Consider the following 13075-nt stretch of genomic DNA (forward strand, 5'->3'; position numbering starts at 1 on the left):
CCTGGTAGCGCCCTGTGCGCGGGGGTCCTCGCGGTTACGGTGCAGTTCGGAAGGCGCCCGCCGGCCCCGGCGGGCGCGGACGCGGCTGGACGAGGGGTGTGCTCATGACCGACCGAGAGCCCGAGGAGGGGCCGAAGGGGCGGCCGGGGCCCCACCCGGCCGAGGGCGGTGAGGGGCCCTCCGGAGCGAAGCCGGAGGAGCCCGGTCCCGGGGGGTTCGCGCCCGGCGAGCACCCCACCGGAGCGCCCCCCGAACCCGTCACCGGCGAACCCTCGGAGGGCCCCAGCGGTCGGGCGCAGGCCGGGTTCGAGCACGCGGGATACGCGCCCGGGTACGGCGAGACGGACATGGCCGGGGCCGGGGCGGGCAGTTTCCCGGCGGGCCCGCCGCCGCCGGGCCCGGGGTGGGCGACGCCGCAGTTCGGCGGCTACGGTCCGCCGCCGCCCAAGCCCACGCCCTGGGGCAAGATCATCGGCATCGGCTGCGGGATCCTGCTGCTGCTCCTGCTCCTCCTGGGCGGGTGCACGGCGCTCCTGCTGGTCGCGGCGGGCGGTGACGGCTTCGCCCCCGACCGGCCGGAGGTGGGCGAGCCGGAGGAGACCCCCGCGGACGAGGCCGTGACCGAGGAGATCACCGCGAGGGTGGTCGAGTTCGAGCCCAGCCCGCTCTACATCGAGGGCGAGTTCACGAGTGTGGAGGTGTCCGTCACCAACGACGGTGAGGACGACATCGACATCAACCCGCTCTACTTCACCGTGGTGGACACCGAGGGCGTCGAGCACGAGGTCGCCATCGCCATGGACGACAACGAGCTGGACGTCCAGGAGGTCAGTCCGGGGGAGACGGCGACCGGGACGATCACCGTGCGCGGGGACGTCCAGGTGGAGCACATCGTGTTCGACCCCTTCTACCACGGGCCGGTGGAGGTGCCCGTGAGCCAGGAGTGAGGTGACCGGGGCGGGACGGGCAGGGCCGGTCAGGGGGCCAGCGCGGGGTCGCGCAGCCACTCGGACAGGTCCTCCCGGCGTTCGGCGTCGCACTTGAGCGGGCACGTGGTGCAGAAGCCGTGCTCGGGGTCGCCCTTGTAGTCGAAGCAGCAGGTGCCCCGGACCGCCCAGGTGCCGCGCGGGTTCTCCGGGGCGAAGGGGAACAGGCGCGGGCGTCGGCGGGTGACCGCGCCCGCCTCGACCACCGCGTCGCAGAGCCGCGTGGCCAGCTCCCAGGCCTCGCGGGCGTCGCGGCCCAGGTAGCGGGCCGGGTTGAGCATGTAGAAGTGCAGGGTGTCGACGACCCAGCCCCACAGGGTGCGCAGACCCGCGCGCGAGTGGGCGTGCAGGGCCGACAGCAGCGGCCCGAAGGCGCTGACGACGCCCTCGGCCGCCAGGCGCAGCTGTTCGTCGCGGTCGCGGGCGACCACCGTGTCCGGGCGGCCGGCGGCGGGGTCGTCGGGCAGGACCACCCAGCGCGCGCCCGCGACCGCGGGGGTGGCGAAGCGCGACAGGGCCGTGTCCCAGGGCAGGTACAGGGTCTGCGGGGTGAGCAGAGGGGCCCGACCGGTCAGGTACAGGGAGGCGGAGACGAGGAAGATCGGTTCGCGCAGGGTCACGCGGAGGAAGTTGGTGGCGGCGGGGAGCCGGTGGCCGGGGCCGTGCTCGGTGCGCAGCTTGTCGTGCAGGACCGGGAGCCAGCCGTCGGCGACCAGGAGGTCCGCGCGGTGCCACTGGGTGTCCCCGTGGGAGAGCCGCTCGGGGACGCCGGTGGTGACGAGGTCGGGCAGCGGCGCGAACTTCAGTGGTGCACACGCGTCACGCAGTGCCTCTAGCGGATCTGGAGTCACCGCTGGAACCTGCCCTTCGTCGCATGGAGCCGTCACGTCCGGGGGAGCGGTCGCAGTTCCCTCCGGGGACGGGATGCGCCTCATTAAGTGAGGCTACCCTAATGCGCGACGCGACGGCAATGGTTCGGGTGAGTGTCGCGGCGCACCCGGAGCGGGAGAAAGCGCAGGTCCGACCGGGTGCGTCCGGTTCCGTGGGGGTTCAGCGCACGGGCGTGCGGAGCCGACGCGGGGTGCGGTACGCGAGCCACCACTCGACGGCGATCAGCGGCAGGACCCAGCTCAGGTAGCTGCTGGAGGCGGCCACGGACAGGATCATCGCCTCGACGTCTCCCCCGAAGCCGCTGTGCAGCCAGGGCAGCATGAGCAGGGCCAGGAGCACGAGGACGATCCGGTTGAGCGCGACCCCGTAGAGCAGTACGAAGCTGCGCAGCATCCACTCCCGGTGGCGGGCGAAGTCGCGTCGGCGGGCCGCCAGGTAGCCCAGGGCGGTGCAGGTCAGCCACAGGACCGCCCAGAGGGTGTTGCTGATCCGGGTGTCGGGACCGGTGGAGCTGAGCGGGCCGAGGAGCAGCCCGGGGACGCCGACGAGCGGGACGCCGACCAGGACGTAGGCCCTTCCGCTCCAGCGGTGGACGGCCGGGTGGCGGCGGCGCAGCCACGGCCACACCTGGAGGGGCGCGAGCAGGGTGAGCAGGGCTCCGGCGAAGATGTGCGTCACTAGGACCGGGTAGTGCCAGGCGAGGTCGTCGTGGACGGGCAGGCGGGCCTGGCCCGGGTCGAGGGTCGTGTACGGGGGCACGGAGAAGGCCACGAAGGCCACGCTGAGGAGGGCGAGCGGGGCGATCCAGGGGCGGCGCCACCAGGACCGCCGGGGCGGCGGGGTCCGTCTGTCGGGTGGGGCCGGGGTCGGGGCGGTGGTGGGGTGCGTCATGCCTGGTCTCCGAGGTCGGGGGCGCTGCGGACTCAAATCGTGTATCACATACACGAATTAGTGTAGAGCATACACGTATTTAGGATGGGGTCGAGCGCACACACGACGACTGGTGGGACATGGGCGAGCGACGGCCGGAGACCGGCATGACGACACGGGAGATCGAGCTCTTGTGGGGGCTGCGCGGGACCGCCAGACGCGGCCCCAAACCCAAGCTCAGCCGGGAGGCGGTCATCCGGGCCGCCGTGGCCGTGGCCGACGCCGAGGGCCTGGAGGGCGTGTCCATGCAGCGGGTGGCCGGAGAGCTGGGCTTCACCACCATGTCGCTGTACCGCCACGTGGACAGCAAGGAGGACCTGCTCGTCCTCATGGTCGACGCCGCCATGGCGCAGGACCCGCCCGAACCCCGCGCCGACGGGGACTGGCGCGCGGGAATCGGGGAGTGGGTGGCCGGGTGCCGCGAGGTCTACGGCCGCCACCCCTGGGTGGTCTTCGCGGCCGTGTTCGGGCCGCCGCTCGGCCCGAACGGACTCCGGTGGATGGAGGCCGGACTGCGCGAGCTGGTGCGGTCGGGGCTGGGCACGGCGGACGCCGTCCAGGTCCTCATGACGATCTCCAGCGTGGTCCGCGACACCTGCCGCATCGAGTTCGACATGCGGCGGGCGGCCGAGGCCGCGGGCAGCACCCTCGCCGAGCGCGAGCGCGCCCACGCCCTCAGCCTGAGCCGGGTGGTCGCGCCGGAGCGCTTCCCCACCATCGCGGCGATGCTGGAGGAGGGGGTCATGGCGGCCCCCGACACGGGGGAGGCCACGACCCCGACCGAGGACATGGCCTTCTCCCTGGAGCGGATCCTGGACGGCGTCGAGCTGTACGTCGAGCGCCACCGGACGACCGCCGTCGCCGGTGGCGACACGCCCTAACGCACGAGCACCAGCTGGTGCCGGGTCAGCGCGGCGACCGTCCGGGCCGCCTCGGCGGCGTCCACACCCGCCCGCTCGGCCAGCTCGGACACCGTCAGCGCCCGGTGCTCGGCCAGCGCCGCCAGCAGCGGCTCGACGGAGGCCGGGAGACGGTAGCGGCGGCCGGACACGGTGACCGACACCCGGTCGCCCTCACGGGTCAGCGGCGGCGGCAGGATCGGCACGAACTCCACGCGCGCGTCGGGCCCGGGCGGCTCGTCCTCGACCGGCCACGGCAGCGAGAACGACGTGCGCCGGGGGAACCGGGCGTCGCGTCCGGCCAGGAAGGCGTCCAGGTCGCCCTCCTCGGCCACCTCCACCAGCCGGGCGACCAGCTCGTGCCGGTGCTTGCGCCGGGTGTCGGCGTCGGCGAACCGCGGCAGGTCCCGCCGGAACAGGTCCTCGTCGAACAGCCGCCGCACCAGCGCCTCGGCCCAGTCCACCCCCGTGGCGCGGGTGAACCCGAAGGTCAGGTGCATGCTCACCCCGCCCGTGCCGGTGACCGTGTGCCACCAGCCGCGGGGCACGTGGATGACCTGGCCGGGGGAGAGCACGCCCTCCCACACCACGTGCGGCTCCCCGTCGGCGTCGCGCGGCGGCGTGTGGGCGTGGTCGGTGTCGTTCTTCATGGGGTGCGGGCGCGACCCGGGCCCGTGCACCCGCCAGTGCTTGGTGCCCTCGATCTGCACGATCAGCGTGTCGTGGTCGTCCCAGTGGGTGTCGAAACCGCGCGACTCGCCCCAGATCAGGTACAGGTTGGCCTGCACCTTCTCCCGCACCAGGCGCATGAGGTCGTCGGCGGCCGCGGCGATCGGCGGGTGCATGCGGTCGATGCTGTCCAGGACCAGACTCGCCCCGCCCCGCAGTTCGGAGTAGAGCGCCTCGGGCCGCACCACCCGGCGCGCGGAGCGGGACGAGGTCGCATGGTCGGTGTAACGGTCGACCGGAACGGGGGCGCCGTCCCGGTGCAGGCGCAGGCGCGGCGGCTCGGGCGCGCACGTCGCGAGCATGTGGTTGAGGTCGTCGAAGGTCAGCAGGGAGCGCACGGTGTCCGCGCCCAGGTCGGCGTGGACGAACTCCTCCGACAGGCGGGGCAGGAGGGGGGCGTCGCCGAGGGCGTCGCACAGGGTGCGCGTGAACAGGTGGCCGGGATCGGTCACGGGTGTCCCTTCCATGGGGCCGCCCGGCCCCGCGCACGGGCGCGGGACCGGGCGGGACGGGGGTCAGATGAAGTCGGAGCTGGAGTCGGTACCGTCACTGTCGCCGCCCGCGGTGGTGTCGCGGGAGGTCACCTCCGCCAGGTCCTCGACCTCGACCTCGATCGGATCCATCTCGCACCTCGCTTTCCGTGTGCCGTTGTCCACTTTCTTCCGTGCGGGGGCCGTCCCGCGCCTCAGGGCGCGGTCAGCCCCGTCCGGTGGGCCGCGAACGCGTGCGCGTCGGCGGCCAGCCCCACCGCCCGGCTGACCGCGCGCGGGCCGTGCCCCACGTCGCGCTCGTACCGCAGCAGGACCGATGCGCGTCCCTGGTCCCGCCCGGCCGCGCGCAGCGCCGCGCACATCTTGCGCGGGTGGGCGGCGTCGGTGCGGGTGTCACCGTGGAAGCCGGTGAGCAGGACGCTGGGGAGGGTCTGGCCGGGCGCGCGGACGGCGTGGTCCAGGGCCCGGTGGTAGGGGGAGTAGGACATCAGCGCCGCGAAGTCGTCGGGGTCGGCGGCGGTGCCGAACTCCCGGGTCCACATCCGGCCCAGGCCCAGCCGCTCGAAGCGGGCCATGTCGGCCAGCGGCGCGGAGGCGATGACCGCGGCGCACAGGTCCGGGCGGGCCGTGGCGGCGGCCAGGACGAGCAGCCCGCCCGCCGAACCGCCCGACAGGCACAGGTGGCGGCGGGCGCACAGTCCCGCGTCCACGAGGGCGTCGGCGGCCGCGACCAGGTCGTCCACCGCGCGCGGCTTGTCGCGGCCCGATCCCCGCAGGTGCCAGTCGCGTCCGGCGTCGCCGCCGCCGCGCACGTGCGCCACGGCGTAGCGCCCGCCCGCCAGCAGCCAGGCCAGGACGGTCGCGCTGAACCCGAACTGGCGGGGGCGGCCGAACCCGCCGTAGGCGTGCAGGAGCGTCGGACCGGGCGCGGGGACGCGCGTGTCCCCGGCGCGGGAGAAGACGGTGATCGGGACCCGCGTGCCGTCCGGCGAGCGGCACCACAGGACGGCGCGCGCGATCTCGGGCGGGTCCGGGGGCTCGGCGGCCTGGTCCGGCCAGGGGCGGGGCCGCGGGTCGCCCGGGGCGAGCCGCAGCACGCGCTGCTGGGTGGCGACGTCGGCGTAGGCCAGGTGGACGGTGCCGTCGGGGCAGGGCTCGGGGGCGGAGACCATCCCCTCGCCGGGCAGGTCGACGGTGCCCACGCGCGCGCCGGAGCGGGCGTCGTGCAGGGTCGCCTCGCTGATCCCCAGCCGGGTGCGCACGACCAGCAGCGCCGGGCCGTCCGGGCCCGCGTAGGGGGTGAAGGCGTCCAGGGTGGCGCCGTCGTCCTCCGGCACGACCTCGCGCCAGTGCTCGACCCCGGGGTCCTCGGGGGCGACCGCGCACAGACGGCGTCGCGGCGCGCCGAGCGTGGTGCGCAGGTAGAGGACGCCGTCCGGACCCAGGCGCGCCTCGGTCTCGGCCTCGGGGCCGACCTGCACCGGGTGGAGCGCGACGCCGTGCGGGTCCGGGCCCCGGCCGGCGGGGCGCGCGGCCAGGTCGGCGAGCCACAGGTCGGTGCGGTGGCCGGTGCCGTGGCTCTCGGTGACCAGGAGCCAGCGGTCGCCCAGGACGCGGACGCCCGGGACGGTGGCGGGCGCGGTGCAGGCGTGTACGAGCGCCTCCGCGCCGTCGGCGACGCGGCGCAGCCAGACGCCGCGCACGCCCCGGGCCCCGTCGCGGCGGACGTAGCAGAAGGCGGGCTCCCCGTCCGGGACCCACGCCACGTGCGAGTAGCGCACCCCGGTCACCGGTGGTCCGACCGCGGCTCCGGAGGCGGTGTCCAGCACGCGCAGCCCGCCGCGCTCCACGCCCCCGGAGGAGGTCTGGACGGCGACCAGGGCCCCGTCGGGGCTGGGCTCCCAGGCGTCCAGGGTGGTGCGCCCGGTGGGGTCCTCGGCGGCCGGGTCGAACACCGTCCGCGCGGGCCCGCCGTGCTCGGGCACGGCCACCAGGCGCGGGTGTTCGGCGTCGGGGTCGCGCACGGTGGCGAACAGCGTCCCGGGCCGGTGCCGGGGCGGCGTCCACAGCTCGGTGCGCACGAGCGCGCGGATGCGCTCGGCCAGGGGCCCGCGCAGCGGCCACGTGGCGGCCTCGCGCTCGAACTCGCGGGACCGCTCGGCCAGCCAGTGCCGGGTGGCGGGGGAGTCGGGGTCCTCCAGCCAGCGGTAGGGGTCGGGCACGGGGCGGCCGTGCAGGGTGTCCACGACCTTGGGGGGGTCGTGCGCGAAGGCGAATCCGGGGGCTCGGTGACGCACCATCACATCGTTGGTGCGCTCCGAGGCGACGGTCAAGGAACACCTCCCTGACCGACGGGCACGTGAGTGTGGCCCGCCGGTCAGGTTTGGCGGAGGCCCAGAGCGAGCTTTGAGGTTCGGGCGCCGCCAGGGTGCTGCACGACGAGGCGAGCCGCTAGCGAGGAACGAGCGTCAGGCGAAGCCGAGGAGGAAGCATCCCTGGCCTTGGGGCGCCCGAACACGGGCCGAAGCGAAGCGGAGGCCCAAATCAAGCACAGCCTCAGGCGTTGTCGGGGTGGCCGATCGCCAGGCCGCTCTCGTGGTCGAAGAAGTGCAGCTGGCTGACGTCCACCGACAGGCTGATCTCGCTGCCGGGGCGCACCTGGCTGCGGGGGCTGACGCGCGCGGTGAACTGGGTGCGGTTCTGGCTCAGCGGCAGCGAGTCGCCGACCTCGTCGCCGTCGCCTGCGGCGTCCCTGGCCAGCGCGGCGGCGTCCTCGTGGCGGACCGGCGGGGCGTCCACGGCGAAGATCACGTTGATCTCGGTGCCGAGCTCCTCGGTGACGTTCACGGTGACCCGGATGGTCGGGTCGCCGTTGCCGTCGAACTCGGCGTCGTTGAAGTCGGAGGGGCGGATGCCCAGGATGATCCGCTTGCCGAGGTACTCGCGCAGGGCCGGGCGCGACTCCAGCAGGGCGGCGGAGACCGGAAGCTCGTGGTCGGCGAAGGCGAGCACGGCGCCGTCGCCGTCGGCGCTGATCTCGGCGTCGACGAAGTTCATCGCGGGCGAGCCGATGAACCCGGCCACGAACAGGTTGACGGGGGCGTCGAAGAGCCGCTTGGGGGTGTCGACCTGCTGGAGGCGGCCCTCGCGCAGGACCGCGACGCGGCTGCCGAGGGTCATCGCCTCGACCTGGTCGTGGGTGACGTAGACGGTGGTGACGCCCAGCCGCTCGTGGAGCTGGTTGAGGGAGGCGCGCATCTGGACGCGGAGCTTGGCGTCGAGGTTGGACAGCGGCTCGTCCATGAGGAAGGCGCGGGGCTCGCGCACGATCGCGCGGCCCATGGCCACGCGCTGGCGCTGACCGCCGGAGAGCATGCCCGGCTTGCGCTTGAGGTAGGGCTCCAGCCCGAGCATCTCGGCCGCCTCCTTGACGCGGCGGGCGATCTCGGACTTGGCGACCTTGCGCAGCTTGAGGCCGAAGGCGAGGTTCTGCTCGACCGTCATGTGGGGGTAGAGCGCGTAGTTCTGGAAGACCATCGCGATGTCGCGGTCCTTGGGCGGCCGGTCGTTGACGATCTCGTCGCCGATCACCAGCGTCCCGCCCGAGATCTCCTCCAGACCGGCGATCATCCGCAGCGCGGTGGACTTGCCGCAGCCGGAGGGGCCGACGAGCACCATGAACTCGCCGTCCTCGATCCGCAGGTTCAGGTCGTCGACGGCCTTCACACCGCCGCCGTAGATCTTGTCGACGCCCTCGAGGACGATCTCGGCCATGGTCAGCTCCCGCGCTGGGTCGTGGTGGGGGGATCTTCCGGGAGATCCGCGACACCCTGTGTGCTTTCGAAGTTGATCGAAACAGGAAGACTTACTGATCACATGAGACACGATTCTGATTGAAATGTCCAGAGCGCGCCGTGGAACGATCAGATTGCGGTCAGTCACAAACCCGTCCAGTCCAGCTGGCGTGGCGGCCTCAGGTGCGTTAGCCTGTCCGACGGTTCATCACGCTCTCCCCACGCGGCCTCGGTGCGGTCCCCACGACACGGCATCCGGGTTGAGGCATCGGGTCGGGGAGTCTGGGTAACCTAACGACCAGTCCAGCACTGGACGGACCGGTTGTGTGTCCCCCACTCGTCCGATCGGACGCTGCATCACGCGCCAGGTGTAGCTGGGATCGGGTGAGGGGCGGATCGCCGCAGCCGGGCGGGGGGTTGGACCCGGAAAAGGCCCGAACATCCAGTAGACAACGGTCTTCCGAGCTCGCCGCCGACGGGACGGAGCCGGTCCGAAGGGTGGCTCGGGCCTTTTCCGCGTCCCCCCATATGCTGACCACGAGCACTCCCGTCCCCAGCGGAAAGCGAGCAGCCCACGTGGTCGCCGAGAACACCGAGAAGGACATCGCCCCGGCGTCCGGCGGTCCCGCGCCGCGCGCGGACGACCCCGATCGGGCGCGCCCCGGCCGCTGGAGATGGCCCACGACGATCCCGGCCGGTCACCGCTGGGGCCGCTACGACCTCCTCTGGCGCCTCGCCGCCGCCGTGGGTTCCGGTCTGGCCCAACTCCTCGCCCTGCCCCCGTACGGGTGGTGGTGGCTGGGGCCGGTCAGCGCCGCGCTCTTCGCCTTCGCCGTCGTCGGGACCCGGCCGCGCCGCGCCGCCTGGCTGGGCCTGCTCGCCGCCGCGACGCTCATGGTGCCGCTGGTGAGCTGGCAGGACGTCTTCGGCGTCGACGTGTGGCTGGCCATCGCCGCCGCCGAGTCGGTGTACTTCCTGCCCATGGCCATGGGCCTGACCCTGGTCGCCCGCCTGCCGCTGTGGCCGGTGTGGACGGCCGCGCTGTGGGTGGCCCAGGAGGCGGTGCGGGCCCGCTGGCCGCTGGGCGGCTTCCCCTGGGGCAAGCTGGCCTTCGCCCAGCCGGACACCCCGTTCGTCGGCTACGCGGCCCTGGGCTCCTCCCCGCTGGTGACCTTCGCGGTCGCCCTCACCGGCGCGCTGCTGCTGTGGAGCGTCCTGCGCGCGGCCGCGGCCCCGCGCGACGGCGGACCCGGCCGGGCCCGTGCGCTCGCGGCGGCGGCCGTCGGGCTGGCCGCGAGCGCGGCGATCGTCGCGGGCGGCACGCTGGCACCCGCGATCGGCCGTCCCGCCGAGGCGGAGACCGTCACCGTGGGCCTGGTGCAGGGCGACGTCCCCAACGTCGGCGAGATGACGGTGACCGGGGAGCGCATGCAGGTGCTGCGCAACCACGCCGACGGCGTCCACGACCTGGCCGACGCGGTCGAGGCGGGCGAGTACCCCCAGCCCGACATGGTGCTGCTGCCGGAGAACGCCACCGACATCGACCCCTACCGCGACCCCGAGGCCGAGCGGCTCATCTCCGAGGCCGCCGCCGACGTCGGCGTCCCGCTGCTGTGGGGGATGAGCCGGTTCAACGACGACGGCACCCGCTACGTCCAGAGCGTGGTGTGGGACCCCGAGACCGGCCCCGGGGAGCGGTACGTCAAACGCTTCCTCGTGCCCTTCGGCGAGTACGTCCCCTACCGCGACTTCTTCGTGCGCTTCGTCGCACGGCTCGAACAGGTCTCCTCGGACGCCATCCCCGGCACCGAGCCCGGCGCGCTCGATGTGGCGGGCACCACCCTGGCCGTGGGCATCTGCTTCGACGTGGCCTTCGACCAGCCGGTGCGCGAGGCCGTCGCCGAGGGCGGCCAGATCATCGTGATCCCCACCAACAACGCCAACTACAACTTCACCGGGCAGTCCAACCAGCAGCTGGCCATCACCCAGCTGCGCGCGGTCGAGCACGGGCGGCCCGCCGTGGTCGTCTCCACCAGCGGCATCAGCGCCGTGGTCAACCCCGACGGCACCACCTCCTACACCTCGCCCGAGGCCGAGCCGGACATCCACGTCGCCGAGCTGACGGCGGTCTCGGGCACCACCGTCGCCACGAAGCTCGGAGTGGTCCCCGAGGCGGTCCTGAGCGCGCTGGGACTGGGCGCGGTGGTCGCGGCCGTGATCGTGGGCCGCCGTGCGCGGGGCGGGGCGTGAACGCACTCCCGCGGGGAACCCTGAGCGGCGCGGGCGCGTTCTCCCTCACAGAGACGCCCCGTGCGGGCCGACGATGGGATGGTGTTCGATGCCGCTGCTGACCGTGCTGGCGCTCATGGCGCTGCCGTTCCTGGAAGTGTGGCTGATGATCGCCGTCGGCGGGTGGATCGGCGTGCCCTGGACCCTGGCCGCCCTGGTCGCCCTGCTGGTGCTGGGCGTGGCGGTGCTGCGCCGCGCCGGGACCAGGGCCTTCCGGGACGCCGACCAGGCCATGCGCTCGGGTGAGCCGCCGCGCGGAGGCCTGCTCGACCCGCTCATGGTCATGGCGGGCGGTGTCCTGCTCATCGTCCCCGGGTTCATCACCGCCGTCGTGGGTCTGCTCCTGGTGCTGCCCTTCACCCGACCCGCGCTGCGGTGGGCGTTCGCCGGGTGGGCGCGGCGGCGCGTGCGCGGGATGCGGGAGCGGATGGAGGAGGGGTTCGTCGTCCAGGGCGGCGGCGTCCCCGGCCAGGGCGGTCCCGGCGCCCCGTTCGGCCGCCGCCCCGGCGGCGCCGGAGGTCCCGGCGGTTCCGGGGGCGGCGCCGACCGGTCCGGCTCCTCGCACGGCCGCGTCATCCAGGGGCACTTCGAGCCGGTCGACTCCGACGACCCCCGCAGCTGACCGGCCGGATCCCGCCCCCGCCCGCGGTTCAGACGGCGAACGCCTCAGGGCGGTGGCCGCTCCAGTCCTCGGCCTCCTCCAGAGCGGAGGCCAGCCGGATGAGCACGCCCTCGTCCCACGGGCCGCCCACCAGTTGGCTGCCGATCGGCAGGCCGTCCCCCGACCGGTACGTCGGCACACTGATCGCGGGAAGCCCGGTGATGTTGCAGAACGCGGTGAACGAGACCATCTGGATCTCCTGCGGGTTCGGCTCCTCGGGGGCGGTGTCCGCCGCGGCCAACACCTGCCCGGAGAGCGGCGGGGCGCAGGCCAGGGTCGGGGTGAGCAGGACGTCGAAGTCCCGGCCCCACTGGGCGACGATCTCCCTCGACTCCAGTTGGAGCAGTGCCGCGGCGCCCGTGTAGTGCCCGGAGTGACGCGTGGTGGCCCGCTCCATGCGATGACGCGTGTGGGGCTGCAGGAGGTCGGGCCGGTCGAAGGGCACGGCCCACAGAGCCGCGTCCAGGACGGTCTGCGCGAACCCCAGGAACGTCTGCGGGCTGAAGAAACGCGGGGAGACCGGGAACACGGAGTGGCCGAGCGACTCCAGCAGCCGCGCGGTGTGCTCGGCGGCGGCCACGCACTCCGGGTCGACCGGGACCCCGGTCGGGGGCGTGGTCAGCAGACCGATCCGCAGGCGCCCGGCGTCCCGTCCGACCTCGTCGGAGAAGGGCCGTTCGGGCGGCGGCGCCTGGTACATGGCCAGCCGGTCGGGGACGGACATGGCGTCGAGCAGGGCGGCCGTGTCGCGCGTGTACCGGGTGACGGCGCCCTCGGTCGTCGCGTGTTCCCACATCATCAGCGGCTGCGGGACGCGGCCGCGACTCGGCTTGAGCCCGACCAGGCCGCAGGCCGAGGCGGGCATCCGGATCGACCCGCCGCCGTCGCTCGCGTGCGCCACGGGCGCCATGCCCGCCGCGACGGCCGCCGCCGCCCCTCCGCTGGAACCGCCGGGGGAGTGGGCGGTGTTCCACGGGTTGAGGGTGGGGCCGAAGCGCCGGTTGTCGGTGTCGGGCAGCAGCCCCATCTCCGGGGTGTTGGTCCGTCCCATGAACAGCATGCCCGCCTCCCGGAGGCGGGACAGCGCCGGGTCGGTGAAGCCGACGGCGGCGTCGGCGCTCCCCAGGGAGCCGTAGGTCGCGGGCTGCCCCGCCACCCGGGCCAGATCCTTGACGGGGATCGGAACGCCGTGCAGCGGCGGAAGGCCGTCCTCCTCCATCACGGCGCGTTCGGCGTCACGGGCCGCGGATCGCAGGGCGTCGTCGTCGCGCCAGACGAACGCGTTGACGCCCTCGTCGTGCCAGTCGATCCGGTCCAGGTAGGCCTCGACGATCTCGACGGGGCTCAGTTCCCTCGCGCGGACGGCCGCGGCGAGGTCGACGGCGGAGGCGAACGGGTCCATGTG

The 13075-nt window shown here is 74.1% G+C and carries 10 protein-coding genes; 4 read left to right on the plus strand and 6 right to left on the minus strand.

Annotated features, from left to right (window positions below):
• Positions 1 to 104: 104 nt before the first annotated feature.
• Positions 105 to 947, plus strand: a complete 843-nt coding sequence (locus AB0I72_RS23910; RefSeq protein ID WP_358572388.1) for a DUF4352 domain-containing protein — start codon at positions 105 to 107, stop codon at positions 945 to 947.
• A 29-nt stretch (positions 948 to 976) separates the two neighbouring features.
• Here AB0I72_RS23910 and AB0I72_RS23915 read toward each other — a convergent pair whose 3' ends face one another.
• Positions 977 to 1837, minus strand: a complete 861-nt coding sequence (locus AB0I72_RS23915; RefSeq protein WP_358572389.1) for a (2Fe-2S)-binding protein — start codon at positions 1835 to 1837, stop codon at positions 977 to 979.
• A gap of 199 nt (positions 1838 to 2036) precedes the next feature.
• Positions 2037 to 2768, minus strand: coding sequence for a DUF2306 domain-containing protein (locus AB0I72_RS23920; RefSeq protein WP_358572391.1), 732 nt, complete (start codon positions 2766 to 2768; stop codon positions 2037 to 2039).
• A gap of 146 nt (positions 2769 to 2914) precedes the next feature.
• Here AB0I72_RS23920 and AB0I72_RS23925 point away from each other — a divergent pair, with 146 nt between their 5' ends.
• Complete coding sequence (locus AB0I72_RS23925) at positions 2915 to 3688, plus strand: TetR/AcrR family transcriptional regulator C-terminal domain-containing protein (RefSeq protein WP_358572393.1); 774 nt, start codon at positions 2915 to 2917, stop codon at positions 3686 to 3688.
• Here AB0I72_RS23925 and AB0I72_RS23930 read toward each other — a convergent pair.
• The 3 genes from AB0I72_RS23930 to ugpC form a co-directional block, all read right to left on the minus strand.
• Positions 3685 to 4887 (minus strand): cupin domain-containing protein, encoded by a 1203-nt coding sequence (locus AB0I72_RS23930; RefSeq protein ID WP_358572394.1) that lies wholly within the window; start codon positions 4885 to 4887, stop codon positions 3685 to 3687. The genes AB0I72_RS23925 and AB0I72_RS23930 overlap by 4 nt on opposite strands.
• 233 nt (positions 4888 to 5120) lie before the next feature.
• Entirely contained in the window at positions 5121 to 7226 is a 2106-nt protein-coding gene (locus AB0I72_RS23935) for a prolyl oligopeptidase family serine peptidase (protein WP_358572538.1), read from the minus strand.
• 256 nt (positions 7227 to 7482) lie between these two features.
• Entirely contained in the window at positions 7483 to 8700 is a 1218-nt protein-coding gene (ugpC, locus tag AB0I72_RS23940; RefSeq protein WP_358572396.1) for a sn-glycerol-3-phosphate ABC transporter ATP-binding protein UgpC, read from the minus strand.
• Positions 8701 to 9248: 548 nt separating this feature from the next.
• Here ugpC and lnt point away from each other — a divergent pair.
• Positions 9249 to 10970, plus strand: a complete 1722-nt coding sequence (lnt, locus tag AB0I72_RS23945; protein ID WP_358572398.1) for an apolipoprotein N-acyltransferase — start codon at positions 9249 to 9251, stop codon at positions 10968 to 10970.
• Positions 10971 to 11058: 88 nt separating this feature from the next.
• Positions 11059 to 11631 carry an FxsA family protein gene (locus AB0I72_RS23950; RefSeq protein WP_358572400.1) on the plus strand — a complete coding sequence of 191 codons (573 nt, stop codon included), beginning with the start codon at positions 11059 to 11061 and terminating at the stop codon, positions 11629 to 11631.
• 28 nt (positions 11632 to 11659) lie between these two features.
• Here the strand turns inward: AB0I72_RS23950 and AB0I72_RS23955 are convergent, their stop codons facing one another.
• The gene (locus AB0I72_RS23955) at positions 11660 to 13072 is read right to left on the minus strand and encodes an amidase (protein ID WP_358572402.1); all 1413 of its coding nucleotides are present in this window, start codon (positions 13070 to 13072) and stop codon (positions 11660 to 11662) included.
• Positions 13073 to 13075: the final 3 nt, after the last annotated feature.

The sequence above is a fragment of the Nocardiopsis sp. NPDC049922 genome, from assembly GCF_040660275.1.
In the GTDB taxonomy this organism is placed as follows: domain Bacteria; phylum Actinomycetota; class Actinomycetes; order Streptosporangiales; family Streptosporangiaceae; genus Nocardiopsis.

What these genes read in the sequence shown, in the direction of transcription:
- AB0I72_RS23955 (WP_358572402.1), bottom strand. Translation starts at nt 13,072, where the DNA reads ATGGACCCGTTCGCCTCCGCCGTCGACCTCGCCGCGGCCGTCCGCGCG.
- AB0I72_RS23935 (WP_358572538.1), bottom strand. Translation starts at nt 7,226, where the DNA reads ATGGTGCGTCACCGAGCCCCCGGATTCGCCTTCGCGCACGACCCCCCC.
- AB0I72_RS23910 (WP_358572388.1), top strand. Translation starts at nt 105, where the DNA reads ATGACCGACCGAGAGCCCGAGGAGGGGCCGAAGGGGCGGCCGGGGCCC.
- ugpC (WP_358572396.1), bottom strand. Translation starts at nt 8,700, where the DNA reads ATGGCCGAGATCGTCCTCGAGGGCGTCGACAAGATCTACGGCGGCGGT.
- AB0I72_RS23950 (WP_358572400.1), top strand. Translation starts at nt 11,059, where the DNA reads ATGCCGCTGCTGACCGTGCTGGCGCTCATGGCGCTGCCGTTCCTGGAA.
- AB0I72_RS23920 (WP_358572391.1), bottom strand. Translation starts at nt 2,768, where the DNA reads ATGACGCACCCCACCACCGCCCCGACCCCGGCCCCACCCGACAGACGG.
- lnt (WP_358572398.1), top strand. Translation starts at nt 9,249, where the DNA reads ATGCTGACCACGAGCACTCCCGTCCCCAGCGGAAAGCGAGCAGCCCAC.
- AB0I72_RS23925 (WP_358572393.1), top strand. Translation starts at nt 2,915, where the DNA reads ATGACGACACGGGAGATCGAGCTCTTGTGGGGGCTGCGCGGGACCGCC.